General features: G+C 57.8%; 20 protein-coding genes and 3 pseudogenes. 13 read left to right on the forward strand and 10 right to left on the reverse strand.

The annotated features are described in order from the left end of the window. The 3 genes from KIO74_RS31010 to KIO74_RS31020 all read left to right on the forward strand — a co-directional run. On the forward strand, window positions 1-1,571 hold a 1,571-nt coding region (locus KIO74_RS31010; protein WP_213339621.1), incomplete at its 5' end, for a TnsB C-terminal domain-containing protein. After that, on the forward strand, window positions 1,571-2,473 hold the full coding sequence (locus tag KIO74_RS31015) for a TniB family NTP-binding protein (RefSeq protein ID WP_213339622.1): 903 nt from the start codon (window positions 1,571-1,573) through the stop codon (window positions 2,471-2,473). The genes KIO74_RS31010 and KIO74_RS31015, both read left to right, overlap by 1 nt. A gap of 2 nt (window positions 2,474-2,475) precedes the next feature. Next, on the forward strand, window positions 2,476-3,639 hold the full coding sequence (locus KIO74_RS31020) for a TniQ family protein (RefSeq protein WP_249731653.1): 1,164 nt from the start codon (window positions 2,476-2,478) through the stop codon (window positions 3,637-3,639). A 484-nt stretch (window positions 3,640-4,123) separates the two neighbouring features. Here KIO74_RS31020 and KIO74_RS31025 read toward each other — a convergent pair whose 3' ends face one another. Beyond that, complete coding sequence (locus tag KIO74_RS31025) at window positions 4,124-4,351, reverse strand: type 2 periplasmic-binding domain-containing protein (RefSeq protein WP_213339623.1); 228 nt, start codon at window positions 4,349-4,351, stop codon at window positions 4,124-4,126. A gap of 204 nt (window positions 4,352-4,555) precedes the next feature. Then, a pseudogene (locus KIO74_RS31030) lies at window positions 4,556-4,891 on the reverse strand (integrase core domain-containing protein); the annotation flags it as partial. 143 nt (window positions 4,892-5,034) lie between these two features. Between KIO74_RS31030 and KIO74_RS31035 the strand changes: the two are divergent. After that, window positions 5,035-6,298, forward strand: a pseudogene (locus KIO74_RS31035) (IS110 family RNA-guided transposase); the annotation flags it as partial. A gap of 246 nt (window positions 6,299-6,544) precedes the next feature. On the opposite strand, the pseudogene KIO74_RS31040 reads toward KIO74_RS31035, so the two are convergent. Next, window positions 6,545-7,377 (reverse strand): annotated as a pseudogene (locus KIO74_RS31040) (IS3 family transposase); the annotation flags it as partial. Window positions 7,378-7,714: 337 nt separating this feature from the next. Between KIO74_RS31040 and KIO74_RS31045 the strand changes: the two are divergent. The 4 genes from KIO74_RS31045 to KIO74_RS31060 all read left to right on the forward strand — a co-directional run bounded on the left by KIO74_RS31045 (window position 7,715) and on the right by KIO74_RS31060 (window position 11,257). Then, window positions 7,715-8,020: a hypothetical protein gene (locus KIO74_RS31045; protein WP_213339625.1), complete on the forward strand. Its 306-nt coding sequence runs from the start codon at window positions 7,715-7,717 to the stop codon at window positions 8,018-8,020. A gap of 939 nt (window positions 8,021-8,959) precedes the next feature. Next, entirely contained in the window at window positions 8,960-9,538 is a 579-nt protein-coding gene (locus KIO74_RS31050; protein ID WP_213339508.1) for a recombinase family protein, read from the forward strand. 308 nt (window positions 9,539-9,846) lie between these two features. Further along, a complete protein-coding gene (locus tag KIO74_RS31055; protein WP_213339507.1) occupies window positions 9,847-10,275 on the forward strand; it encodes a hypothetical protein in 429 nt (142 codons plus the stop codon). A 250-nt stretch (window positions 10,276-10,525) separates the two neighbouring features. Beyond that, on the forward strand, window positions 10,526-11,257 hold the full coding sequence (locus KIO74_RS31060) for a hypothetical protein (RefSeq protein WP_213339506.1): 732 nt from the start codon (window positions 10,526-10,528) through the stop codon (window positions 11,255-11,257). Window positions 11,258-11,582: 325 nt separating this feature from the next. Here KIO74_RS31060 and KIO74_RS31065 read toward each other — a convergent pair whose 3' ends face one another. Beyond that, window positions 11,583-11,909 carry a hypothetical protein gene (locus KIO74_RS31065; RefSeq protein WP_213339505.1) on the reverse strand — a complete coding sequence of 109 codons (327 nt, stop codon included), beginning with the start codon at window positions 11,907-11,909 and terminating at the stop codon, window positions 11,583-11,585. A gap of 745 nt (window positions 11,910-12,654) precedes the next feature. On the opposite strand from KIO74_RS31065, the gene KIO74_RS31070 reads away from it, so the two are divergent. The 3 genes from KIO74_RS31070 (at window position 12,655) to KIO74_RS31080 (ending at window position 15,430) form a co-directional block, all read left to right on the forward strand. Beyond that, entirely contained in the window at window positions 12,655-12,960 is a 306-nt protein-coding gene (locus KIO74_RS31070) for a hypothetical protein (protein WP_213339504.1), read from the forward strand. A 574-nt stretch (window positions 12,961-13,534) separates the two neighbouring features. Continuing rightward, window positions 13,535-14,152, forward strand: a complete 618-nt coding sequence (locus KIO74_RS31075) for a hypothetical protein (protein WP_213339503.1) — start codon at window positions 13,535-13,537, stop codon at window positions 14,150-14,152. 585 nt (window positions 14,153-14,737) lie between these two features. Beyond that, the gene (locus KIO74_RS31080) at window positions 14,738-15,430 is read left to right on the forward strand and encodes a hypothetical protein (protein WP_213339502.1); all 693 of its coding nucleotides are present in this window, start codon (window positions 14,738-14,740) and stop codon (window positions 15,428-15,430) included. Window positions 15,431-15,553: 123 nt separating this feature from the next. On the opposite strand, the gene KIO74_RS31085 is transcribed toward KIO74_RS31080, so the two are convergent. The 5 genes from KIO74_RS31085 to KIO74_RS31105 form a co-directional block, all read right to left on the reverse strand. After that, entirely contained in the window at window positions 15,554-15,871 is a 318-nt protein-coding gene (locus KIO74_RS31085) for a WGR domain-containing protein (RefSeq protein WP_343218666.1), read from the reverse strand. Between the two features lie 483 nt (window positions 15,872-16,354). Continuing rightward, window positions 16,355-17,365: an IS30 family transposase gene (locus KIO74_RS31090; protein ID WP_213339627.1), complete on the reverse strand. Its 1,011-nt coding sequence runs from the start codon at window positions 17,363-17,365 to the stop codon at window positions 16,355-16,357. A 161-nt stretch (window positions 17,366-17,526) separates the two neighbouring features. Continuing rightward, the gene (locus KIO74_RS31095) at window positions 17,527-18,474 is read right to left on the reverse strand and encodes an ABC transporter permease (protein ID WP_213339629.1); all 948 of its coding nucleotides are present in this window, start codon (window positions 18,472-18,474) and stop codon (window positions 17,527-17,529) included. Next, on the reverse strand, window positions 18,474-19,460 hold the full coding sequence (locus KIO74_RS31100) for an ABC transporter permease (RefSeq protein ID WP_213339631.1): 987 nt from the start codon (window positions 19,458-19,460) through the stop codon (window positions 18,474-18,476). The genes KIO74_RS31095 and KIO74_RS31100 overlap by 1 nt, the downstream gene beginning before the upstream one ends. 58 nt (window positions 19,461-19,518) lie before the next feature. Next, a complete protein-coding gene (locus KIO74_RS31105; protein WP_213339633.1) occupies window positions 19,519-21,108 on the reverse strand; it encodes an ABC transporter substrate-binding protein in 1,590 nt (529 codons plus the stop codon). Between the two features lie 232 nt (window positions 21,109-21,340). On the opposite strand from KIO74_RS31105, the gene KIO74_RS31110 reads away from it, so the two are divergent. Further along, a complete protein-coding gene (locus KIO74_RS31110) occupies window positions 21,341-22,645 on the forward strand; it encodes an NtaA/DmoA family FMN-dependent monooxygenase (protein ID WP_213339635.1) in 1,305 nt (434 codons plus the stop codon). Between the two features lie 216 nt (window positions 22,646-22,861). Here KIO74_RS31110 and KIO74_RS31115 read toward each other — a convergent pair whose 3' ends face one another. Continuing rightward, window positions 22,862-23,437 (reverse strand): recombinase family protein, encoded by a 576-nt coding sequence (locus KIO74_RS31115; protein WP_213339637.1) that lies wholly within the window; start codon window positions 23,435-23,437, stop codon window positions 22,862-22,864. A 163-nt stretch (window positions 23,438-23,600) separates the two neighbouring features. Here KIO74_RS31115 and KIO74_RS31120 point away from each other — a divergent pair, with 163 nt between their 5' ends. Then, window positions 23,601-26,567: a Tn3 family transposase gene (locus tag KIO74_RS31120; protein ID WP_213339639.1), complete on the forward strand. Its 2,967-nt coding sequence runs from the start codon at window positions 23,601-23,603 to the stop codon at window positions 26,565-26,567. Window position 26,568: the final 1 nt, after the last annotated feature.

Consider the following 26,568-nt stretch of genomic DNA (forward strand, 5'->3'; position numbering starts at 1 on the left):
AACTCGTCTCAGCCGTTGATGCACGTTCTGCGGCAGATCTGCTGGCGATGAGCACCAGATCGGTCTACACGCTTGTCGCCCGGTTTCGGGCCTCAGGTGGATTGATGAGTTCGCTGGCTCCTGGAAAGCCATCCGGCGGCCGAGGCCGATCCAGAATGCCGGCGCGGGTGGACGACATTGTCACCGCCGCAATCTACGACACCTACCTGACGAGGCAAAAGCGTCGGATTGTCCGTCTCGTCGAGGAAGTTCAACTCCGATGCAAAAAGGCCGGATTGCCGGCTCCTTCGGCGAAAACGATCCGCCGTCGTCTGGAGACGATTCGGGCTGAAGAGGTAGCGCGGCGTCGTGACGGCCCGCGCAGCAGCGCAGCAAGGCGGCTGACGTCGGCCGCGGGCCATGGGCCTGTCGCGACGGGACCGCTCGACATCGTCCAGATCGATCACACGCCGGTCGATATCATTCTGGTGGACGAAATCAGCCGCCTCCCGGTCGGGCGGCCGTGGCTGACGGTAGCGATCGACGTCTACAGCCGTTGCATCACCGGCTTTCTGGTGTCGTTCGAGGCGCCGTCCGCAACGAGTGTCGGTTTGTGCCTCGCCCACTCTGGCGTTGAGAAGAGGGCCTATCTCGACGGCCTCGGCCTCGATACGGAGTGGCCGATCGCAGGTGTTCCGCGTCTCCTGCATCTTGACAATGCTGCGGAGTTTCATGGCGAAGCTCTCGCTCGTGGCTGTCAGCAGCATGGGATCGGCCTCGAATATCGCCCGAAGGGCCAACCTCATTTCGGCGGGGTCATCGAGCGTCTGATCGGCACATTGATGGGCCTTATCCATGATCTGCCCGGCACGACGTTCTCAAATCCGACCGAACGGGGAACCTATGACAGCGATGCAACTGCGGTTCTAACGTTGTCCGAGCTGGAGCATTGGCTGGCTCTGGCGATCAGCGGACGCTACCATCACGAGGTCCACGAAGGGATCATGGAGCCGCCGCTCGCGCGGTGGAAGCGTGGAATTGCCGAGCATGGCGACCCGCGACCAGTTGCCAATAGCCGCGAATACCTGGTCGATTTCCTGCCTGTCGTGCGCCGGACGATCCAGCGCGATGGCTTCACGCTCGACCACATCACTTACTATTCAGATGTTTTGCGCCCGTGGATAGCGAATAGGGATCGTTGCCGGTCCTTCCTGATCCGTCGCGATCCTCGCGATCTATCGCAGATATTTGTACTCGAGCCGGACGGCCGCAGCTACGTGACGGTGCCTTGCCGGCGTCTGGAAAGGCCGGGAATCTCGCTTTTTGAGCATCGGCAGGCCGTCCAGATGATCAAAGCTGGCGGTCGGGCTCAGGTCGATGAAGAGGGTATCTTCAGGACGGTCGAACAGCAGCGTGGGCTGGTGAAGACCGCAGCAAAGAAATCCAGAGCGGCCCGGCGCCAGTTGGCGCGACAGACGCCGGTGCCAGAATCGTCGGTGGATCGCGTGGCTGTCATGCCGGCGATCGAAACCGAGCTCGCCGGCGATGATCAGGCTGCCGACTTGGTGCCATTTCCGATGGAAAGATGGTGATGAGCGATCTCAGCCACCTTTCTCGCGATCTGCGAGAGATTGCCGCCGCAGACGACGCGCAACGAATTGCCTTCATCCGTGGCCAATGGTGGATCGGCTACCCGCAGGCACAGGCTGCGCTCGATCTGCTCAGTGCCGCGATTGAAAACGAACCAGGCCGCGTTCGGCCTCAGTGCTTTCTCCTGCTGGGGCCAACAAACAACGGCAAGTCGATGATCATCGAAAAATTCCGACGCGATCATACGCCGCCTGCCTTGCCCGGCCGTGATGAGGAAAACATCCCTGTTGTCGTGGTGCAGATGCTTACCGATCCGGGGGTTGCGCGCTTCTACCAGCATCTCCTGGAGGTTTTGGGAGCGCCGGTTCGAAGGACGGCCCGCAAGCATGATCTTGAAGCGCTGGCGTTGTCGATCCTTAAGAGGGTTGGCGCACAAATCCTCATCATCGACGAACTGCACAATCTTCTGGCGGGTACCGCACCGGCACAGCGGGAATTTCTCAACCTGTTGCGGTTTCTCGGCAACGAACTGAGAATTCCGATTATCGGGGCAGGGACGAGGGACGCCTATCTCGCCATCCGGACCGATCCGCAGCTTGAAAACCGGTTTCATCCGATCATCCTGCCGGCGTGGGACGAGGGAGACGAACTCAACCGGCTGATCCAGAGCTTCGTGGCGACGTTCCCGCTTCGTAAGCCGTCATTTCTCAACTCGGCCGATCTGCAGAGCTGGATTTTGGCCCGCACAGGCGGGACCATAGGGGAAATAGCTGCTCTGTTGCGTTCGGCTGCGGTTGCCGCGGTCGAAGGCGGGGAGGAGGCGATCAATCAGCGGTCGCTCCGCCAGATGAAATACCAAGGTCCGGCAGACCGCCGACGTCTCACCGAGAAGCTTCTGGTCTGAGGATGGCGACAAGGCTGCCGATTCATCCTCAGCCATTGCCGCAAGAAGCTTTGTCTTCATGGCTGTGGCGGCTCGCTGATGCTTATGACATGGGCGTCGGCGAATTCGCTGAAGCAGCCCTGGGGATCAACAGGCCGGATATCGAATTGGCGGATTTCTGGCCATCGGCTCTTTTGATCCAGAAGCTGGCGGAACGCACAGGTGTTGCTATTGGTCGGATCCGGGCCATGACGATGGCGGCCTATGTGCCCTATCTGTTGGACAGTCTGTCGCCGCGAGGCGACATCTTTCGAGCCTATTGCTGTCAGTTTGGTATCTTTGAGAATCCGGCGTTGCGAGTGCGCCCGGCGCGGGCTGCTTGGTGGCTCCCTTGGATCTCGGACGATCTCGCCGACGGCAAGATGATCGGGTGCATTGAATGCCTGCGGGGCGATCGGCAGCGTTTCGGCCGGCTACATTGGCGAGCGAACTGGATGGCGAGTTGCCCGAAGCACGGCGTCCTGCTGCACGCTGCCAGTCCCGCCGAACAATCCGAGTATCCAGTTTCCAAGGAAACCGCCACAGAACTCGCGGCGCTCGACGGGTTGACCCTGCAGGCCGTTACGAAGGGCAGGGTACAGTTGCCCGGTGGCCGCCTTGTTCACGGAGGCCTTTGGCTTCGTGTTCTGCGTGGCGTTATCGACGAGATCTGCCGCCCGCGCCGCATGAAGGATGTGGCACGTCCGATAATTGAGGCTGCGTGGGAAGCAGCAGGCCTGCCCTATCGCCATGCCCTGGGGCGCTGGGGTATTTACGAGAAGTTGGGTCGTTTGGAGCGGGCGAACGTGCTGAAAGTCGCTGCCTTGGCCATGCGGCCGCTGATCAGGGCGGGCTTCCAGCCTTTGAAAGCATCCACGCGCCCATTGGAGGCTGAAGCGTCACGGGCCGTCTCGCCTGCCGTTCTCGTGCGGGATTTCCAACTGATGCCCATCGAAATCGAGAACATCACCATGCTGGCCCGTGAAAACGACGACGTTGCGATCGATCTGCGCCGAATGCTCAATCATCAGCCGCGCAGTGCACGGTTCGTGGCTCAGACTGACGAAACCCTCAAAAGCTTGGGAATTCCGGTGTTGGCGCCGCTTCTCGTCGCCCGGACGCCTGATCTCGCCGGTGACCCCTACTGAAGTCAGCTTTGTCCCGCCAGTGCAGTCCACTGTGACAAATGACATCCAGAACCGATTCGAGGCCCTTTGTACAATTTCATCAGACAAGAGAAAACGGTCCTTTGCAGGCGTGTATGATATATCGCTTCCGCGATGCAAGGAGGTAGCTCGCGTTGGTAAGGCGGCCCTTACGCCGGTCGGTCTGGCGTGCCTCTGACGAGCCTGTGTTAACATTCCTAGGTTTTAGCGGCTTGAGCCGACGCGTCGCGCTTCTGCCCCGACCGTTCAGCACACGACGTAGCAAGGGCTCGCCGTGGGAGCTCACCACGCACCAGTTGGTCATATCGGGGGGGGATCTCACGCGACAAAATCGCTATTCCTGTTGCGGAAATTAACAGACGTATTGCTACCGCTTCGATATTTGTATCAATATTATCAACTAATTAGGGAGTTAGGGCGCGTAGCTTCTCGCCATCGGTCCCTGCCCGAGTTTGCCCGCTGCCGCTTAGCTTGCGGCCGCGCTCACCGCAATGGTCGTCGGCAGCACGAGCGGACGGACATCTCTATCCGCGACGAACTCGGGTGGGAGCAGACCGTCTGCCGCGGTGGATTGGAAACCCGTCATACGGTGGCGATTCAGAAGTGCATCAGTGCTGTCGGGAAGACCGGACTGCGCCATATAGTCCGGTGAAGCCAGAGTTACCTCTGCCGGCATCGCGACGTGGCGCACCATACTGGGCTCTCCTACAGCACACCAACGCGAAGCACACGGTCAATGCCTCGTCCAAAGACATGAGCTGCTAGGTTGATCGGCCTCGATTCGTCCTTCGGCACCTAGCCTCCGGCGGGACGCCGCATCAGCCATAGATGTAATCTACGCTCCGCTGCGTCTGCTTCAGCGACTGGCCTGCCCCTATGAGGTGGTCCGGTTTCAGTCTTAATGCATGATGGGCTTATCGGCCAGCGGCAGAGCCGATGATGGTGCCGCTTTGCCGGGTTTCGACGGCCATATGAGGGCCTCCGGCGCCGGCGGTTTGTATCCCAGCGATGAGTGCGGCCGCTCGGTGTTGTAGTAGCGTCGCCATTGCTCGATGATGATCCGGGCCTCGGCGAGGCTGTAGAAGGTCTCGCCATTGAGCAGTTCATCGCGAAGCTTCGAGTTGAAGCTCTCGCAGTAGCCGTTCTCCCAAGGACTTCCCGGTTCGATGAAGGCGGTCTTTGCGCCGACAGCGGCAATCCAATCCCGCACGGCTTTGGCGATGAACTCCGGACCATAGCACATTGGGAAGAGGCTCGACCGTTGGCTGACGGCGCGCGAAGCCTTGCGTAGCGCAGCGCGCCGTCACGGCGGTCATGACCGGCCAGCAGGTCTCTAAAGTGAGGTTGTCGAGACAACACTTTGGAGAGAGGCCGACCATGACCAAGCGCTTTTCTACTCCCACCGGCGCCGTGCTGGTAGCGATCGACATGTCCAAGCATCGTCAGGAGGTCCTGATCGAACGACCTGAGGGTGGTCGACGCCGGCGGATGACCTTGATGGCGACCAAGCAGGACTACGAGCGCCTGGCTGTTGAGCTTTCTGCGATCGGACGACCGATCCTCGTCGGCTTCGAGGCGACCGGCAACTACCATCGCACGCTCGCCCACCGACTGCTGACGGCAGGCTTCGAGCTGCGGCTAATCTCCTCGGTCGCGCTCGCCCGGACTCGAGAGGCTCTGCACAACGGCTGGGACAAGAACGATCCCAAGGATGCCCAGGTGATCCTGCACATGTTGCGGATCGGCGCCACGCAGGCCTATGTCGATCCGCTGGCCGCCGGCATCAACGACCTGCAGGAGCTGTCGAAGACGCACGAGACGATCTCGAAGGCCAAGACGCAGACCTGGCACCGCATCCTGACGCATTATCTGCCGCTGTATTTTCCGGAGATAGCCCGCTTCGCCGGCAACAGCCGCTCGGATTGGTTCCTGGCGCTGATCGAGCGTTTCCCGACGCCCGGCAGCATCACCACATTGGAGCGGGAAGCGTTCGTGGCCGAGGCTTGGCCTCTGGTCGGCCGCAAGGTCTCCAAGGCTCGGCTGATCAACGATATCTACGAGACGGCCTGCTCATCGATCGCGTTGCCGGTGTTGGAGGAGAGTGCGGCGATCACGATGTTCCGCATGATCGTCGCCCAAGCGCGAGGCCTGATCCGGGAGCGCAACCGGATCGAGGAGATCGCACAGGCCACGCTGGCCGATCATCATGATTACCGGCTGCTGCGGCAGATCCCGGGAATCGGACCGATCAACGCTCTGACGATCCTGGCCGAGGCTGGAGACCTGCGCAGGTTCGGCCATCACCGGCAGTTCCTGAAGTTCTGCGGCCTCGACCTCGCGACCTGCCAATCCGGCACCTTCCGCGGCCGGACCAAGCTGTCGAAGTACGGCAATGCCCGCCTGCGCCGAACGTTCTGGATGGCAGCGCAGGTCGCCGCGCGCCAGCGCGATAACAGCTTCCGCGACAAGCTCGGCCGCTATGTTGCCGGCCACGCGGACGATGCCGATCGCCGTCGCAAGGCGATGACCGCACTTACCGCCAAGATGGCGCGGGTGGCGCATGCCGTCGTCAAGACGGGGACAGAATACCGGCCGTTCCTGGAGCGGTCGGATGCCAGGTGGAAGGACCCCTCTCTGCAAGTGCCGTGAGGGCGCCGAAGGCGACCCTGTAGATAATGTTCGGGCCTTCCACCTGGGTGCGTATCTCGTCTTGAGGACGGTGAGGACCACGGCCGCGTCAGTGCCGCTGGATCCTGTGTTTGCTATGGCTGGGAGCGATCCCGTTGACGGTGGAAACCATCTGGATCAGCTTATTACCGACGTCGGCGCATCGCCGACGCGATGAGACCTGCTGGCCAAGGCCCAAAGCTGCTTCCCGACATAGGACGTTGTCGGAACGAACATGGCCAGGCACGCCGTGCAGGATGAACAGGTCCGACAGAACGTCGATGACGTCGGTCGAGTTGAGCTTGCGATCGATGCGGATCGCCAGACATGCCCGGGTAAACTCATCGATGATGTTGAGCATGCGGAACTTCCTGCCATTGTGGGTCCGGCCCTCGACAAAATCGTAGGACCAGACATGGTTGGGGTGCTCGGGTCGAAGCCGGACGCACGATCCGTCATTCATCCAGAGGCGGCCTCTCTTCGGTTGCTTCTGCGGAACCTTCAGCCCCTCCCGCCGCCAGATGCGCTCGACACGCTTGGCGTTCACCGTCCAGCCCTCAAAGCGCAGCATCGCGGTGATCCGGCGATAGCCATAGCGGCCATACCGAGAAGCCAGCCGGATGATATCGGCCGTCAGTGCCTCTTCATCCGCCCGGCCTTTCAGCTTCTTGCGCTGGGTCGAGCGATGCTGGTCCAGGACCTTGCAGGCAAAGCGCTCCGACACCGAGAACTTCGCCATGACATGGTCGACGCAGCGACGGCGGCGGGCGGGGCTCAGAAGTTTCCCGAGGCAGCCTCTTTCAGGATCAGCTTTTCCAGCGTCAGGTCCGACACCGCCTTGCGCAGCCGGTCGTTCTCTTTCTCGAGCTCTTTCAGGCGCTTCACCTGGTCGCCCTTCAGGCCACCGAACTCCTTGCGCCAGCGGTAATAGGTGAACTGCGTCACACCGATTGAGCGAACCGCTTCGCCAACCGATCGGCCTTGTGACAACAAAACATCAACCTGGCGCAGCTTCGCGACGATCTCTTCGGGCTTGTGCTTCTTCTGGGGCATTCCAATGTCCTCTCCAACGGCTCAAGAGCCTACTTCAGGGAGGACCACTTTTCAGGGGGCAGACCACAGGATGGTTCAAATTATTTCGTTTGTTCTAAATATTTGTAGCCAAGGAAGTAGCATTTATGGGCCCGTCGTTGCCTCTGGATGACGCAGCCTGTGCCGTTACCGTAAGCTCCGATCAGGCGGTCGTCGAAGCCACCGCGCCAGCCTTCCCAAAAGCGGTTTGTCAAAATGGTTAACATTCGCTAGAACCTGACCATTCTGACACAGAAGCGTCATGTTTCACAGGGGGTACGCTCGGCGTACGTCGATCCATGAAAAGGGGGAGGGGACTATGGGAGACTTTCCGCTTGTGCGTGCTGAGGGCGCCAATATCGAAATCGAGCTTGAAAAGGGCTTGAGACTTGTTGCTTATATCGGTGATCCCGACGTTGCGATGCGGCTTGCCGAACTGTGGAGCCTCAAGGATAGCATGGCGGTTCGGATCGCTCGCTTGGAGGCGCGATTGCGCGAATTAGGTCCGCTCGATTGCGGACATGACGACGTCCGACCCCTATTGGCCAGTCTGCGACGGCAGATTGACGATTTCGAAACTCAATCCAGACTGATTGATAGTGCAAGGCGGTCATTGAGCCATTAGGTTGGCTTTTGGGCTAGTGGGCATTCGCGGCAATCACCGCCAAGATCACACCGTTCCCCTTAAACCACTCTACCTCGCCGGTCGCAATCACCAGGACTCCAGGAACAGTGGTGGAGCTCTTTGCATTCCTTTGCGCGACGACCGGCAAAGGCGGAAGATAACCCGGCGAAAAATGTATTCACAAACACCACTATCCGTACAATATCCGTATGGGTGTCTGTTGCATTATATTGTACGGGAGGTGGTATAATTCAGCGTGAGTTAAAAATTATTCTGTATATGATCTTAACCTGAATTCCAAGGTGATTTATTTTATATTCGTTCTCAATACTCCCCTATCGAACGTGCATTCTCGGGGCAAAATTATCGATTTGTGAGAGGCTCACAAGCAAGATACCAGTCGCTATCAGACCATCTCACTATCAGAAACCATGGTTTCGTTGTGAGAAACACTGTTGACGTCTCATTTGAGAAATAAGTCGATATCGAGATCGCGGAAATGATCGTCTCTCAACTTGATCAATAATACTTTGACACGTTCTGATGCTCCGGATTTTCCATAAGAAATCGTCTTCCCGTTAGACTTGTTCCTAGATGCGTTCTCGACATCACTATCCTTGCAAGGAATTCCACAATCGGTGAGGATTCCGGAAAATTCCTTGTGCGTATATGTGGATCTCGTTCTGATTTCCGCGAAATTGCCGTCCCGCCGGACAAAGGCCGCGCATAGCTCGGGCTTGATCCTTTTGAGATCCCCATTGATCCGCTTCAATCAGCGGGTCAATCCTGTTTTGTGATCGGTTCAGATTGTTAGTGTTCCGTTGTCCAAGCCCTGTCCGAAAAGGAAGGGTTTTGGACAAGGTCTCCATGAATGTCCATAAAGTAGCTTGACCGGTCGATGGACAGGTTGCATATTTCGGACAGCCTATAAGGACATTCATGACACGGATTTTTGCCTACGCACGCGTTTCAACGACAGGACAGACGACGGAGAACCAGATTCGCGAGATCGAAGCGGCTGGTTTTCGAATAGAAGCCCACCGGGTCATTGCTGAGACCGTCTCAGGAAGTGTCGCTATTGCAAGACGGGATGGCTTCAGCCGGCTCCTTGATCGGATGGAGAAGGGGGACGTGTTGATCGTCACGAAACTGGACCGGCTGGGACGTGATGCCATCGATGTCAGTTCTACGGTCTCGAAGTTGAGCGCTATGGGGGTGAAGGTCCATTGCCTGGCGTTGGGGGGTGTCGATCTGACAAGCTCCGCGGGGACCATGACCATGAATGTTCTCAATGCCGTGGCGCAATTCGAACGCGACCTTCTGATTGAGCGAACCCAATCGGGTCTCAAGCGCGCGAGATTACAGGGCAAGACCCTCGGCCGGCCATCGCTTCTGACCTCGCAACAGAGAGAAGCGGCTCGTTCGGATCTGAACGCAGGCATGAGCATTTCGGGGGCTGCGCGGAAATATGGGGTCAGCCGGCAGACCCTCATGCGGGTGCGAGATCAGGCCTCGTGAGGCCCAGCCAATATGGGTGGTCGGCCTGTCGCTCGCCATTCGCTGGCTTGCGAGTGGTGCGCCGAGCTGTGGTATTTTCAGGCGTTGTCCTGGTCGCCAGAATTGGCTGAGGCGAGATCGGCGACGCACCCTTATCCGCCACGAAATTAGCACAACGCCATCTTAGCTGGAAGGTTATATCAATCGCCTAAGCAGATTCTAAAAAAGAACTTTAGAGTATTACCTAGCTATTGACATCTAACAATGCCTAGATTATGTATTCTGCCTACAGGGAGAAGGGTATGCAGGGTGCATCGGCAGAGACAATAATGAACGAGGAAATCCAGGCCCATTATGACAACGATCTGGCGTTCCGCAGTATAATCGATTGGTTGGCCGGCCTTGGGAAAAAGGAACGAGAAATCTCTGTCGACCAGGCGACGGCGGGAGCGGGGCTGCTCCAAGCCGAAGTGTTCAGGTGCTTTCGGATTCTCGACCAGCTGGGATATGGGCGCCTTATGCTCGGCCGTCGTGGCCATCACTCTCGGTTCATCGGGCACGGCGATCTGAGCAAGATTGGGGGGATGGCAAGGATTGGGCAGGAGAAAGGCGGGGCGGTTAACCCAGGCCCATTGCCGACGGGGTCTCTTACGATTGTTCCGGGGCCGGGTTGCCTGACTATAGGACAAGCCAAGGAGCTGTTGGCGGCTTCCCTTGGTGTGCCAGAGAATGCAATTGAGATCATCATCCGCGGATGATGACTATTCTTGTTCATGGGGTCAAAATGGTCCCGCTAAAGAAATTTTGAAAAAATTCGATACTGAGCTCAGCAACATCAGCCGAGCGCCGTAAATATAAAGTTATTGGTATTCATCGCGACGGCAAGCCTCCGATCTGGATCCATAAACCTCATCCTTGTCCACGCATGTTCGGCAAAACGTCGAACAGGCGGATTTATACCTATGTCATTTTGACAACGAAAAATATTTGAAGATGGAGAATTTATTTATGGACAAATCAATTATAGATTCATGTGAATCACTAACACAAGCTAACGTTGGAACTAAGGTCGTCCCTGGCGTCGTCTTTCAATCCTTTTCCAAGCCTAGCAAACAAAAATCACGGATCACACATCTCCGACAGCGCCACCCATCTCTTGCCTGTCATGAGGCTCTCACCGCGCATTTTGTGGATCTTCTCACAGCTTCATACGGAGACGAGACAGCCGCATGCTTCCTTTTTGTGACAGTGACGTTCTCAGTCCGTAACCTTGTAAAAGATCTGTCGCGCAACCGTCTGAACACATTTGGCGTTCTCTACAACCAAACTTGCCGATTGGCTTTAGGCAAGAACCACCATCGCCAATCTGAAGCTGTTCCCAGGGTTGTGGCCTTGATTGATGCTGAGGGATCAAGATATGCCGATCGTCTGGTATCTCCCGTGAACATTCACATTCACTCTGTATGGGCAGTGAGGGATGACCAACGGGCGCTCATTGAGAAGCACATACCCGAGGCTGCGAGATGCAGATACTGCCTTGAAAGAGGTGTTGAGACCATCGACATCCGGTCTGTTGAAAGAAAAGAACTCTATAAGGTCATAGCCTACGCGAGGAAGCTTGGCTTCTATAACAACGAATCGCCTGGCTATGAGCAGGACTTCGAGGTCTATCCGAGGGGGAGGCGTCGCCATCATACAATCTGGACCGTAGCATCTGCCGAGAACAGACACCCTGATTAAGGCGGTTGCATCGGATGGTAGAAGGCAATTCGTAGGTATAGAACGGGCATTTACTTCCGATAGATGTCATTCTTCCTCGATCGACTAGGTTAGTGATAGAAAACAACAATAATATATCAATTTACAATTTGCCGAATGCCGAATCAAGAAGCATAATAAGGTTGTTCGTGAGTTAGTATAGGCCAATCAGCTAGGGGCTCGGGCGGATCGGCCATAGAGTGTTGTTGGAGGCATATTTCAGAAAGAATTCCGATTATTTGTATTTCAGTTCAATTGGGCTTGACAATATTGGAAGGCGCGATGTATAATTGCATATTAGAGGTTATTAATGGATACAGTAACAAAATTTTCTGATAAGTATCAGTCGCAAGATGATATTATAGAGTTCTTCGCCGGCCCGCATTTCGATGCCGGATCCCATAAAGACAGCCGATTCGTTGAGGTCAGGATCTTCTTTGAAGGAGGGCCACGCTCCGGGGATGCGTCCGTCGCTCGTATGGATGCCGGAGGGGCATTTTTCGATCGCGTATGCAGGGCGATTCTGGGCCGAAAGTCGTCTGTCGCCCTTGATCATATGAGGCCTCGGGCATGCTTTGTGATCGACGCTGGCAGGTCCGATTGGCTCGCCAGAAGAGATGTCGGTGCCCAGCATGTCCACATCCGCTCGTTGTGGGTCGTGAGTGCGGGGTATGTCGATCGATTTTCCCGCATCGTGAATAAATTAGCCGGATCTGTGGGCTGTAGGAGACGGGGAATTCGCCAAGTCGAGGTGTCTCCCATCGCCGATAACGCCATTGCAGACGTGGCTCAGTCAATCCTGGAAGACCTGTACCACACGCGCACGACATGCGACTTCGCACGGACCTGCGTAATCTACCCCCGGCCCAAGTCTCAAGGCAGAAAGAAGAGCAAGAGGAAACTGGACCGCTCCGTCACATATCAGATGCAGGCTGCGAACACGCCGTAAATGGCGCGTTGCTTGATTATCATCGTCGATGAGCCTCCGTTTGGGGCTCTGCCGACGTGGCCTCACCCATCTTAGGTCGCGGGCGGCTCTGCGATGAGAACAAGGAAACAGGAGGATCAGATGAGCTGACGAGATATCACCACATGTTTTTGACGGAGGTGGGCTGGCAATCCACCGCCAAGCGATCACGCCGAAACCAAACCGATGGGGACTCTGATGATGGAAATATCAAAAATACTGAGAGAGTTTTTTATGACAAAAGTAATAGAGAAATGTCGAAAAATACACAAAGAACGCAAGAAATCGATCGATTATTATCCCAAGCATCTGCTTGGGCCTGCCTCCTTGTCGTGGGAAGCGGTCGAACAACAGGCGTTCACGCGCCGAAAATACCTTAATTATTACAATGGCCAGCAGTAAGAGGATAAACATGGCTACAGAAATCGTTAAAAATTCAAATTCTACGGATCGAGGCACCCCATCCGATCCGCCTTCGGCTCAAGAGGCCCAGCGTCGCTTCTCATTGAAGCTGCAAGGCTACTACCATCGCCTGACTGAAGAATGCAACCGCTCGGGCGAGATCCAGGCATTGAGTGTGCAGGTTCGCCGTGCTGGAGGGCTTGTCCTCCTGCGGCGCCTGGAAATGTCGATATGGACGACGATGTGCAACACGTCGTTTTTCCGTCGGAATCGGGGTCTGAAAATCGGCCCGATTTTGGTGCAGATAACTTCTTGAACGGCAGTTTCTAACGGCAAAATCTCAGCGCGGCGAAATTGCTCGTCGTGTTTTGATTGCCAGAACGATCATCGGGGACCGTGCCAGCGTCAAAATCCGTGACGCACCGGAAGAAGCAGCTGTATTTCCGGAAAATCGGGTTTATTTCCAAGGAAAATCCTCCGCCTTATGAGAAGCGAAAATTATTTTTGGAGACGTGCGGCGGATTGTCGTGGAAGATTGCCCGGAGATCACTGGATTTGAGCCAATCTGTCCATCCGGATCAAGGAAATAAAATCTGGTTGGCGGAAATACCCAAGAAATTGCCGGAAATAAAATATGTGTTTTTGCTCATACGCGATTTTCCGACCATTGAGCTTTTCGTTGGTAATGTAGTGCGAGGCATATCACCGCGCGTAGATGTATAGGGTAGGGAGAGGTTAACATGACATAGCCGTTCAGGGACGCAGCCCATACTGCGACAGTACTATCCCGAATTATCCATTCTCGATTCGCATCGATGCATTTGTAAAACAAACGTATATGAATAAATAATTCGATTCACAAATTTTGGATTTAATCATTGGAGAAGAAAATGAAGCTATATGAAAATAAGAAAATTAGTTTTAACACCTCACATTCATCCGTAGAATCTCTGCAGGAGAGGCTGATTTGCAAATATCACAGCCTGGCTGCAGAGTACCCGGAGTCGATCACCAAACAGATAATCTTTGGAGTTGGCGCGCAGGAGCTGCGCTATTTTATCGGTCCCTGCAATTCACCGGGAGAAAGGGCCGCGATCGTCAGGGCTGAGGGTCCAGCTTTGCTCGACAATGTCGCATTGTGGTTTCATTTGGAGCTTGTGAAGCGATGGCTCATGGCTTCAGGAGCAACCCCTGGGGCTGCACGACCTGTCATGGACGTTTTTATCGTGGACAGGACGGATGAAGGGTGGGGCATCAGGATGGAAGGTATCTTTTGGCTACCCTCCCATTGGGATGCGATCGACGACGAGTGGGGTAGGACATCGGCATGGCACGTTCTTTGGTCCGAGAACCCGCTTGCGGAGTTTGCCTTCATCCTGGACCTTGATGATGTTGATCGGGAGGTCGCGGATATAACCGGTGCCGCCGCCAGAATGTCTGGAGAATGCGCCTGGTCGCAGCTCTACCGGTCGCTGGAAGGCGATCTTATGGGAGACCGGCTGTCCTGAGCCGCGATGTATCGTCCCTGTGCAGCAGCCGTTTCTGCCGGCACACCTTCTCAAAAGACGCTAGCCTTTGCTACAGACGAGCCCCGCTCGCCCTTGGGGGAGGGGGCCGGATATGGCGGGACTATAAAGTCGGTAGCGATCGGGCCCCTAAAAAATGCCTGAGTGGGAAGAAGGCAATATACCTTTGGTATTTGCAGTGCGAGATGGTCGTTATGTCCATCCCGCGGCAAAAAAAGATAGTAAGTGATGATGATAAAAATAATATCGATATGTTCTCGTCTAACGACGAAAGTTGCACTAAATAAATTTGTAGATCATCAGCAAAGGAAGACGTATGATCGTTCATAAACACGCAAGACCAGAACAACACAGATACATGAAGAAAACGTGGATCAAGAAACTCGGGGTTTCCGCTAACAAATGGGTGGGGGTCACCAGCCTTGATAGCAGCGATCATGGTGTAGTCCGAATCTTTACAGCCGAGGAACGCGAAGAGTGGGCGGGTCAGAACGCTCGCTTCCTGCAGAAGAGAGACTCGCATGGGAAGAACCACTAGATCAGAGAACAGGAGAAGGACATTGCAATATGACAGTTGAGTTCGTCGGCGGGGTTCCAGTGGTGCGGCGGTCGGCCGCTCCTCCGTCCCGTGCAACTCTTGGAGGTCGTCGTCGTAGCACAGGCCAAGCCGATCCAGATGCGCATCTGTTGCTCCGATGCGGCATCGACAATCTGCTGAGGCTTTTGGAGAGCCCTGCGCAAGCGGAAGATGAGAAGGAACTCTTCTGTGTGATTATCTCATTCGAAGATATCTGCTGGACCGAACCGATTGCGCGTTCACGCATGAGAGCATTCAACGCGTTCTACCGCGAGGTCTGCACCAGGCTCTTTGGTAACGATTCAGTTCCAGCCTCGCGCCTGCCGAAGGTGGCAGCCTTCATCGACTTTGCCACCCCTTTTCCCGAGAAACGAAAGGTCCACGGCACACGCCTGTTCATTTCGTCCTTCTGGTTGGTCGGGAAGGATCAGGCGTCCATGTTGCCGTCGGTGCTGCCCCGTTATATCGAGGTCAAGCATCGCGGAAAGATGCGCACAGGCTCGATCAATTGCCGGACTGTCGTGTCCGGCTCAAACACACCGCCTCTCGGGGAATATGCCGCGAAGCAAGCCTCATATGCGCGGCAGGTGGCGAGGGTTGAGGATTGCTTCGTGATTCAGCCCGGGGCGTTCAAACAGCGCCTGGAGAGGGCGAGACGGAGGACGCAGGAATCGGCGGACTGAAGAAGGTCCTGGTGGTGTCGAATAGGATGTCGCTGCCGCAACACCCGGTGCTGCACGGGCGAACCCGATGATTAGATCGGGCTTGAGCAGCTTTCCGGTCTTCGGCCTAGCGGGACGGGAGCGTCAAGCTGGCCTCTTCGAGGCTCCGGTTAGCCTATAAGAACGCCGCAGCTTCCGCTTGAGCCATGTCTGCAAGGCCTCTGTCGCGCCGGCTTGCGTTTCGTGAAATTCCACGCGATGTCCGCCCGCTCGCCCGATCCGGCCCCATCGGCGCACAAGGGCCATCTCGGCGAAGAGCGTCGGCTCAAGAGACAGGACATAGTAACGGGCGATGTTGTGCGCCGCGTCCGTCCTCTCCAGGACAAGATATTGGATAGACGGTTCCGGCATGGCAAAATCCACGGCTGAAGACGGTCCCAATCTCCCACCGCAGATCTCCATCGTCCAATTCAAATCCGGAATCAAAGACCGCGCATCGATTCATAGTCGTGATCAGCGCGAACTCCGGTGGTGAGGGTGACGCATATGTGCGGCAACTCAAAGACAGTCCGGTGTTGTGACGAAATTCCGACGATCTTGCCGCGGATGCTGGAATGTAAACTAGGCTATAGCGGCTATCCGGAACTCGGCTGTTGGCCGTGCAGCGTTTGTTTCTTCGGAGAAAGCTTGTATGCCGGATCAGCGACCGCGTGACCTTGGATCAAGTGCGCGTTGATGATGCGATCAAGCGTCTGTTCATAGACACCGTAATAACGTTCCTGCGGGGATAGACCTGCACCACGGGCGCCGGATTGCAGGGGCCGAGGCAGATCGTCTTAGCGCTCATGGTTCCACCCGCGACATTGCGTAGGTCAAGCCGCACTTCATCCTCTAATCTCATTCAGTATGAGTTCTCGCTGAAGCGCGACTTGCGGGTGTCCGATCCTATCGGCCCGTCCGCATCTGGGCGAGGAGCTTCTGTCGGAAGACTTCGGCCGGCGTTTTGTAGCCAAGGCACTTTCGCGGCGTTGTGTTCAAGCGTTCGCAAATGTCCTTCAGCTCCTGGTCGGTGATAGAGAGAGGATCGACGTCTCTCGCGAGCCATTTCCTGGCCCGGCCGTTCGTGTTCTCGACGGTGCCTTTCTGCCAGGGCGACTGCGGGTCGCAGAACCAGGTCTGAGAGCCGATCCCGGCCTGGAGATAGGGCCAGTCGGTGAATTCCGTTCCGCGGTCGAAGGTGATCGAGCGGCGCGCGCGATGGGGCAGGGCCCGCAGGACGCTGATGAGCCGCTCCATGATTGGCCGCGACTGCCGGTCATTATTGCGCAGGAGAACGGCGAACCGGCTGACCCGCTCGACCAGCGACGTCACATTCGCCTTGCCGAACTTCTGACGGAACTGGATGAGATCGCACTCCCAGTGTCCGAACTGCTTTCGCTCGGCGACAATGTCCGGGCGGCGCAGGATGTTCAACTCTGGGCTGAAGCGCTGGCCATGGCGGCGCCTCGCATGCCGTGGACGGCGTCGCGCGCGGTGTTCCGGCAGATGCCGCCAGAGCTTAATGGCCTGACCGTCCACCGAATAGGCAAACTTGTAGATCGTCTCGTGGCTGACCGAGATCGGATGACGCTCGAGCCTCATCCGGCCAGCAATCTGTTCTGGCGACCAGCCATGCTGAATCCGTTCGATGACCGACTGGCGCATATGGGAGAAGCGCGCGAGCTTCCGGAGCCTGACGCGCCGCTCGCGGGCCATGTCATGCGCTGTCACGCAATGGTAGCCGTCGAGCTCCGGCCAGTCCTTGTCGCTGAAGGCGTTGCGTCGGAGTTCCCGGAAAATCGTCGAGCGATGCCGGCCGAGCTTCTCCGCGATGACATCGACGCTCAATCCAACGCCACGCCATTGGGCGATCTTGCGCCGATCGTTCAGGTCAATGTGAGAGTAGGTGCGTTTCATTGCGCTGTCCTTGCGACCGATAACCCTTTGGCATCACTCGCAAGTCGCACTTCAAACTTGAACCCACCCAGCTGCGGGAGAGAATCCGATAAGGGCGCATTATGGAATGCGAATCGCGCCTGATTGATAGTCGGGGTCCTACCCGTGCAAAGCGCTAACCGTTAGAAGCCGACCAGGCGGCTCATCCCACGGGCCTCGCGCAGATGCGGATTGAGCGCATCATTCAGGCCATCGCCAATCAGATTCAGCGAAAGAACGGTGAGCGCGACAAAGCCGCCGGGAATGGCGGTCAAATACCAATGCGTCCGCAAAAGCTCCCGCCCCGACCCGATCATCGATCCCCAGGAGATCACGTTGGGATCTCCAAGCCCCATGAAAGACAAGGCGGATTCGTTGAGGATCGCCGAAGCGACCATGATCGATGCCGTCACCATCAGCGGAGGCAGCGCATTGGGGAATATCTCGCGCAGCATGATGTGGCGATGTCGGAAGCCCGCACCAATAGCGGCAGCCACGAAGTCCTTCTCCCGCAAGCTCCTGAATTCGGAGCGGGCAAGCCGTGCGATGGTATCCCATGACACAAGCGCGATCCCGATGATGACTGTCGTGATCGAGGGTTGCGCGATCGCGACAAGCACCACAAGCAAAACAAAACCTGGGATCGTCTGGAAGATCTCGATGAAGCGCACGATGAGATCATCGACCCATCGCCCGTAGAAGCCGGCAATCGCGCCGATGGCTATTCCACCCATGATACCGAGGGCGGTGGAGGCAAGACCGACGAGCAGCGAGACGCGGGCGCCGTGGATGACGCCGGAAAGAACATCCCGCCCAAGCGCATCCGTGCCGAGGGGAAAGGCGGCGTTCTCGCCCGGCCACAGACGCGGCGGGCCGACGATCCCTAGCGGATCACCCGGAGCGATGATGGGCGCCAGCAAGGCCATCGCGATGATGACGGCGAGCAGAGCGATCCCGAGAACCGCCGCCGGATTGCGCAGGATGGCGCGCAGAACGGTCCGGCGACGGATGTCGCGCCCGGAGGACGGTGCCGCCAGATCCGCTATCGCGGGCTGCCCACCCATCTCGGCCGAGACATTCGCGAGACTCATCAGCGGACCTCCACACGTGGATCGAGCAACGACTGGATGATGTCGAACAGCGCATTCACGGCGATCACCATGAGCGAGCTCATCAACATGATGCCGAGCAGCAGCGTGTATTCCCGCGACAGGATCGCCTCATAGGCAAGCCGCCCCATACCTGGCCAGCTGAAGACCGTTTCGACGACAACCGCCCCGCCGAGAATGCCAGCGACATGCATGCCGGCGACGGTCGTGACAGGCGTAAGGGCGTTGCGCAGGATATGCCGGCGCACCACTCGCCCGATCGGCATGCCCTTCGCAATCGCTGTGCGTACATGATCCTGTGTGCTGACCTCCAGCACAGAGGCGCGCGTCAGGCGGGCATAAATCGCCACGTAGTAGAGTGCGAGCGACAGGCCCGGCAGAACGAGGAAGCGAGCGCGGTCGGCCAGCCAATCCCACCCCGCCAGGCTCGGTCCGATGCTGCGTGCGCCGCCGCTTGGCAACCAGCCGAGCTTGACGGAAAAAAGGATGATGAGCATCAGGCCGATCCAGAATGAGGGGATCGAATAAAACAGCAGTGACAGCACAGACAGCACGCGATCAGGCAACCGCCCGGCGGTGAGAGCCATGATCGTTCCAGTCAGAAGTCCCAGTAAAAGCGCGACGACGATGGCTATTCCCATCAACAACAGCGTACCCGGCAAGCGCTGCATGATCATGTCGGCAACGGGCATGCCATAGCGCGGTGAAATGCCCAAGCTGAAATGAGCAAGACTTCCGTAGTAATTAATGAGCTGTGTCAACAGTGGCAGGTCGAGGCCGAAGGTTCGACGGATCTGAGCGAGTCCTTCACTTGTCGCAGCCCCCGATTCCGCGGCGATATAGTCCGCCGCGTCGCCCGGCGCAAGCTGCAGCAGGAAGAACCCCAGAGTTACGATGACGAAGATCGTCGGTATGGCTTGCAGCGCGTTCCGCAACAGGCTCTTTCCAACGCGATCCAACCCGTTCATGCCGAAATGCCTCGAAACAGCGGTCGTACCCGGCCGCTGTCTTCAGAATCTATGGTGCTCAACTTTCGACATAGACGTCGGCGAAACTCGCACGCAGTCCATCAGCCGTCGTAATCAGGTTTTTGTAACGCTTGTCGAATATGGATGGCACGTTGACAATCAGAATGCCGAGATCCGGCAGATCGGTGTGGATGATCTGCTGCAACTTGTGGAATTGCTCGATTCTCTTTTCCGTATCGACTTCGACAGCGGCCGCCTCCAGCAATGCGTCAACCTCCGGGTTGCTGTAATGTGCCCCATTGGAGAAGGGAACGCCCGGCTTGAAATTCTTGGACCAGAACAGGCGCTGGACGCCGACCGAGGGATCGAACGTCGTGCTCATGAAACCGTAGGTGAGATCGAAATCGCGATCTGTATAAACCCGCCGCGTGTAGGTGGCAAAATCCTGGGCGCGGATGGTGACAGCTATGCCGACCGCGCCGAGTGCCTGCTTGATATACTCTGCGGCAGTCTTGAAGGCTTCGGCCGTCGGCATGTAGTCATGCGTGATGCGAAAGCGGACGCCATCAGCCTGACGCGGGAAGCCCGCCTCGTCCAGCAGCGCCTCCGCCTTCTTCGGATCGAAGGCATAGGGAACGAGGGTCTTGTCATAATAACGGCTGAGCAATGGGCTCAGCGGCCCCTGGCTCAATTCACCGTAACCGTACCACGCGTTCTTGAGAATGAATTCGCGATCGACGGCGTGGGCAACCGCGCGGCGGACGCGAACATCCTTGAAGTGCGGTCGATCCAGATTGAAGATGAAATGCGTGATGCTGTTGTCATATTGGTTGCCGTTATCGTCCGCGGCGAGCGCTGTATTCTTCTGGAGACGCGCCACGTCGTTCAGAACCAGCAGGGAGCCCTGCGACGCCTGCGCCTCGCCCGTCTCGAGCGCGATCGTCCTGGCGGCAGCATCCGCGATGACACGGATGATAACCCGGTCGAGATAGGGTTTTGGCGCATCCCAATAGTTGGGGTTACGCTCGAAAACGATGTGGCTGCCGCGCTCCCACTCCCTGAAGATGAAGGGTCCGGTGCCAATCGGCGCATTGTTGTTCGGGCTCTTGTCGATCGGCCCATCCTTGTAGACATGCTTCGGAAGAATGGGCGTCTCATGGGACGCCAAAGCCGAGATAATGTAAGGCGAAGGCTTGGAAAGGACGATTTCGGCAGTCAAGGCGTCGGGCGTTCGCACTTCCACTACGTTGGCGAAGGTCGCCGCGCCGCGGGGATGGTACTTCTTCGCGGCTTCGATGGAAAAAGCGACGTCCGCAGATGTGAAATCCGCGCCGTCATGCCACTTCACCTGTGGACGCAAGGAGAAGCTATAGACCAGCCCATCCGGGCTAAGCGACCACTTGATCGCCAGTTCCGGCTTTGGCGTCAAATCAAATTCATATCGCAACAGACCTTCCGTAACCTTGCCGCTGACATAAGACGCCGCGCCTGTATTCAACAACGACAGGATCACCGGAGGATCTGACGTCAGAAGCGTCAAGGTGCCACCATGACGCGGCCCGGCGGCGTGGAGACCGCGCGGCGCGGCCAACGCACCCGCGGCCGCGACAGTGCCGAGCAGGAAGCTCCGGCGATTGTGAGTGAACATCGTCCTTTTCCATACCTCGCGGATGGCGGCATGCGCAGCCGCATCAAAATCACATCACCGGCAGGGTGATCTAAATTATTGACAAAGTCCATAGAGATTATAATGATAATAGCGGAAATGGTATGGATTTTACTATGTCATTGATATTTATGAGCTTATCTCGCTTTTTCCATCGCATAAGCGCTATGCCACGCTTGGCCAAAGCGACAGCCAGCCGTTGGAGATCCGCTCTATGAGTGGTCACAACGGACTTGTTCTCGGCCTGTCCTTCTTCGTCATCAGCGGGCATCGCGAAGGCTGGCGGCTCAGCGAGACAGACAACGATCGCGAGAAGCTCGACTACTACCGCGCCCTGGCGCGCCAGAGCGAGGACGCGCATCTGCACTTCATGTTTCTCGGGGATTCCCTCGATGGCGCGGCCCGGATCGATCGCGGCTGGACCCCCTCCCTCGACCCGCAGGTGCTCGCAGCCGCCCTCGCCGCGGAAACGCGTAGCCTCGGTTTCATTCCCAGTACGTCAAGCCTCTATCAGGATCCCTTCACGCTCGCGCGCTCGCTGGCGTCTCTCGACCATATCAGCGAGGGACGCATGGGCTGGAACATCCTGACTTCATTTTACCAGAACACCGCGCGGAATAACTACACGACTGGTCGAAGCTTCGCCTATGAGGATCGTTACAAGATCTCTCAGGACTTTCTCGATACGGTGAATGAACTCTGGGGCGCCTGGGATGAGGGCGCCGTCATCCGCGATCGGGCCTCCGGTCATTATGTCGATGCGGCCAAGATACACCCCATCGCTCATGATGGACCCTATTTCTCCGTGCGCGGCGCTCTGAACGTATCACGCACATCACAGGAGCGACCCGTCTTCTTCGTCCCTGTCGTATCGGATGGCGGGAAGGAATTCGCCGCCCGCAATGCCGATGTGGTCTTCACGCGCCAGAACAATCTCGAAGACGCAAAGTCCTTCTATCATTCCGTGAAGGAACAGGTCAGGTCGGTAGGGCGGCGCGCCGAGGATGTCCTGGTGACGCCGGGGGCCATCATCGTCATCGGTGAAACGGAAGAAGCCGCCTGGGCCGATTTCGCGCGCCTGCGTCCTTACATCGATAGCGACGAGGCCATCCGCGACCTCGAGAAGACCTTGGGCTGGGAGGCCGGCCAAGTGGATCGAACAGCCACGCCGGCGAGCTGGCCGGCTGTCGCCGCAGACAGCGGTCGTGCTCGTGCTCTGCTGGAACGCGCTCGTCGGGACAATCTCAGCATCGCGGATCTTGCGGTGGAGGCATCCGCATCGCGCGGCTTCCTGCTGCTGGTGGGGACCGCGACGAGCGTGGCAGACCAACTCGAAGCCTGGTACCGGCAAGGCGGTGCTGACGGTTTTGTCGTCGGGCCCATCGTGGCCCCGGATGGTGTCCGCGACATAACCGAGAAGCTTGTCCCCGAGCTTCAGCGTCGCGGCGTGTTCCGCGAGGCGGCATCACTGGGGCAGACGCTGCGACAAAGTCTTGGCTTGCCGGCGGTGACGAGGTGAGCGCCGCAACGCGCAAGAGCACGACGCAATCATGAGCAAGAAATCCCTCATACTCAATCTCGTCATCCGCGCCCAAGGCAGCCACGCCGGGGGCTGGCGCTATACCCGCTCCCAACCGCGGGACGTCATGAGCCTCGACTACTATCTTCAGATTGGCGTCACGACACGAAAGTATCGAATCTGTCCGACATTTGAGAACGTACCCGGAACTTCGGCTTATTTGATAGTGGACGCGGCAGATTTTTCGGCTTTGAGCGCTTCGTAGAGCGCGGTCTTGCCGATTTTCACGCGAGCGGCGGCTTCGCGAACATTGAGGCCGGCAGCCAGATGCTGGCGGGCCTTGGCGAGCTTCTCCGGGGTGACGACAGCTTGCCGGCCACCGCGTCGACCTCGCTCCCCTGCGGCCTGGAGGCCGGCGCAGGTTCTCTCCCGGATCAGATCACGCTCGAACTGCGCCAGTGCGCCAAACAAATGAAAGACCAGGCGGCCGCCGGATGTCGTGGTGTCGATGTTTTCGGTGACCGATCGGAACCCGACGCCCTTGGTGTCCAACTCCGTGATGAGCTCGATCAGGTGTTTCATTGATCGGCCGAGACGATCAAGTTTCCACACTGTAAGTGTGTCGCCCTCCCGAAGGTAGCGGATCGCCTCGGTTAGTCCGGGTCGATCGGTTTTCACGCCGGATGCCCGGTCTTCAAAAGTCTTCTCGCACCCTGCTTTTCGCAGTGCGTCGAGTTGCAGCGCGGTGTGCTGGTCGCCGGTAGATACCCTTGCATAGCCGATGGTGGTCATGGTGCGAGATACGTCCGCTTTCCCGTTGTAGGCGGACAATGTCCGATTTGCCGTTGCATGGCAAGGTTAGCGGACAAAATCTGTGGAAGCCGTGAAACGGTCGTTTGCCGGACATGCATTTTCGATTTCGCTGCAACCTCCGCGACGGGATGGATGGTGATGAATGACGCGAAGAGCACTGCTGAGCGAAGCATGGTGGAGCCAGGCAACAGCGATTCCGGATGACGAAAGGGAGATCGCCAAGCACTACACGCTGGACCAGTCGGATCTCGATCTGATCATGCGGCAGAACCGTCCATCGAACCGACTGGGTCTGGCCTGCGTTCTGGCGATGCTGCGATTTCCAGGTCGACCGCTCGCGGATGGTGAAGTCCTACCGCCAAGCGTCTTGCGGTTCCTGGCACGGCAAATCGGCGTTGATCATCGCGAGATCGATCGATATTTCGAGCGCCCACAGACACGCCGCGAGCACCTCGCCCTGCTTTTCGACAGAATGAAGATGCGCCCATTTGCGCCTTCGGACGTGCGGGCGCTGACAGGCTGGCTGACGCCTGCTGCGCAAACCCTGCGCCAAGCCGATACATTGGCGGACATGGTTTTGGAGGAATTGCGTCGCCGGCGAATTCTCCTGCCGGCGCGCGGCGCGCTCGAAGCCATCATCCACGTCGCGATCCGACGCGGCATCCGGATCGCTCACCGGGCCCTGGCTGGCGGACTTTCGGAACACCAGAAGCTCGATCTGGACAAGCTTCTCGATCCGCGTGCGGGGACGAGCGTGACCATTCTCGCCTGGGCGAGAACACCGGCACTGTCGCCCACCGCCGTCAACCTCGACAGGATAGCCGAACGCGTTCAGTTTCTTCGGTCTCTGAACCTGCCAATGGAACTGATGGAGCGCATTCCGGCCAAGGTTTTTGATGAACTCGCCGCGGAAGGGATGCGGATGAGCGCGCAGCACCTACGCGACCTCAACCCCGAACGCCGGCACGCCGTGCTCGCGGCGACCGTCCTGCATCTGTCCCGCCATTTGACCGACTGCGCGATCGACGTGTTCAAGAAACTGATCGGCGCCTTGACACGGCGGGCCGGCAATCAGGCGACAGCCCGTATCACCCGTTCCGTCCGGGAGGTTCAAAAGCCGCTCAAAGACGTTTCGAAAGTTTGTCACGCAATCATCGAGGCCAGGGAGAAAGGCGAGGATATCGGCAGGGCGCTCGAACGGGTCATTCAATGGCCAGCCTTCACAACGAGTGTTCAGGCGGTCGACACGCTGATCGCCCCGGACAGCATCGACGGGAAAATCGAAATGCTCCAGCGCTATCCGACAATCCGGAAAATGGCGCCGGAATTCCTGTCAACGTTCGTGTTTCGTGGTCACGCCGTGGCGGCGAATCTCCTGCGGGCGCTGTCCACGGTCGCCGATCTGTACCGCAAAGGGAAAAGAGCGATACCAGATAGGGCTCCCATATCCTTTGCGCCGAAAGGCTGGATGCCTCTCATCCTGCAGGATGGCAAGATCGATCGCAGGGCCTATGAGCTCTGCCTGTTCAGCGAATTGAAACGCCGGCTCGATGCGGGCGATGTTTGGGTTGAGGGAGCCAAGCGCTTCCAGTCCTTTGAGAGCTTCCTCATCCCGGCGCCGACGTTCGAGTTGATGCGCGAGGAAGGTCCGCTTCCGGTCGCCGTCGATACCGATGTGGAAACCTATCTGAAGCAACAGCGTCAGACCTTGAACGACGGGCTGAGCGACCTTTCCCGTCTGGCGGAAGCCGGCGAACTCGGCGACGTCGAATTGACCGGCGCGGGTTTCACCGTCACGCCGCACAAGGCCATGTTTCCGGACATCGCGAAGGCGCTGAAGCCGAAGGTGGAAGGCCGCCTACCAGCAATCCGCATCACCGACCTTTTGCTTGAAGTGGACGCCCGCACGGGATTTTCCAACACCTTCACACATCTGCGCTCAGGGCGAACGACCGACAACAAGCTTGCGCTTCTTACCGCCGTTCTGGCGGACGGCATCAACCTCGGCCTCACCAGGATGGCGGATGTTTCTCCCGGACTGACGATGCGCCAGCTCGCCTGGGCACACGACTGGCATATACGGGAGGAAGGGTACACCGCCGCACATGCCATCCTCGTCAACGCCCAGAGGCAATTGCCTCTGGCAGGGTTGTGGGGCGACGGAACCACCTCGTCCTCGGATGGGCAGTATTTTCCGGCGGGGGGGCACGCCGAGGCGATCGGTGACCTCAACGCCCGCTACGGTCCCAATCCCGGCGCCAAATTCTACCGCTTCACCTCCGACCAGTATGGCGCGTTCCACATCATCGCCATGAATGCCAACGCGAGCGAAGCCATCTACGTGCTCGACGGTCTGCTCTATCATGGCAGCGATCTCGCCATCGAAACCCATTATGTCGATACCGGCGGGGTCAGCGACATGAGTTTTGCCCTCTGCCACCTCGTCGGTTTCCAGCTTGTGCCTCGCCTGCGCGGTCTCAAGGATCGCAAGCTCCATCTCTTCCCCGGCGACGCGCCACCTGAAAAGCTGGCACCGCTCGTCGGCGAGCCCATCAACGTCGAGCGGATCAAGGCAAACTGGAATGACATCCTGCGCCTGGTCACGACGATCCGTTCCGGCCAGGTCCGGCCTTCGACCTTGCTGGCGAAGTTGTCCGCCTTCCCACGTCAAAACGGACTGGCGCTCGCGCTGCGCGACATCGGACGCATCAATAGGTCCATCTTCCTACCCCAATGGTGGCAGAACCCCGAAATGCGCAGGAACGCCACCGCCGGGCTCAACAAGAGCGAGGCCCAAAATACCCTGGCTCGCGCGCTGTTCTTCAATCGGCTCGGAGAGTTGCGGGACAGAACCTTCGAGAGCCAGTTCTATCGGGCTTCCGGACTGAACCTGCTGATCAACGCCATCGTCTACTGGAACACGCTCTATCTCGAACCGGCTTTCGCCGAACTCAACCGGGAAGGCGTCGCCACGCCGCCCGACGTGATCAAACACATCACCCCGCTCGGATGGCAGCACATCAGCCTGACCGGCGATTACATCTGGACCCCGACTGACAGCCTCGACCTCAGGCCACTTCGGAGCGAAACATCTATGCTGGCAGCCTGAT

It is taken from the genome of Chelatococcus sp. HY11 (assembly GCF_018398335.1).
Taxonomy (GTDB): Bacteria; Pseudomonadota; Alphaproteobacteria; order Rhizobiales; family Beijerinckiaceae; genus Chelatococcus.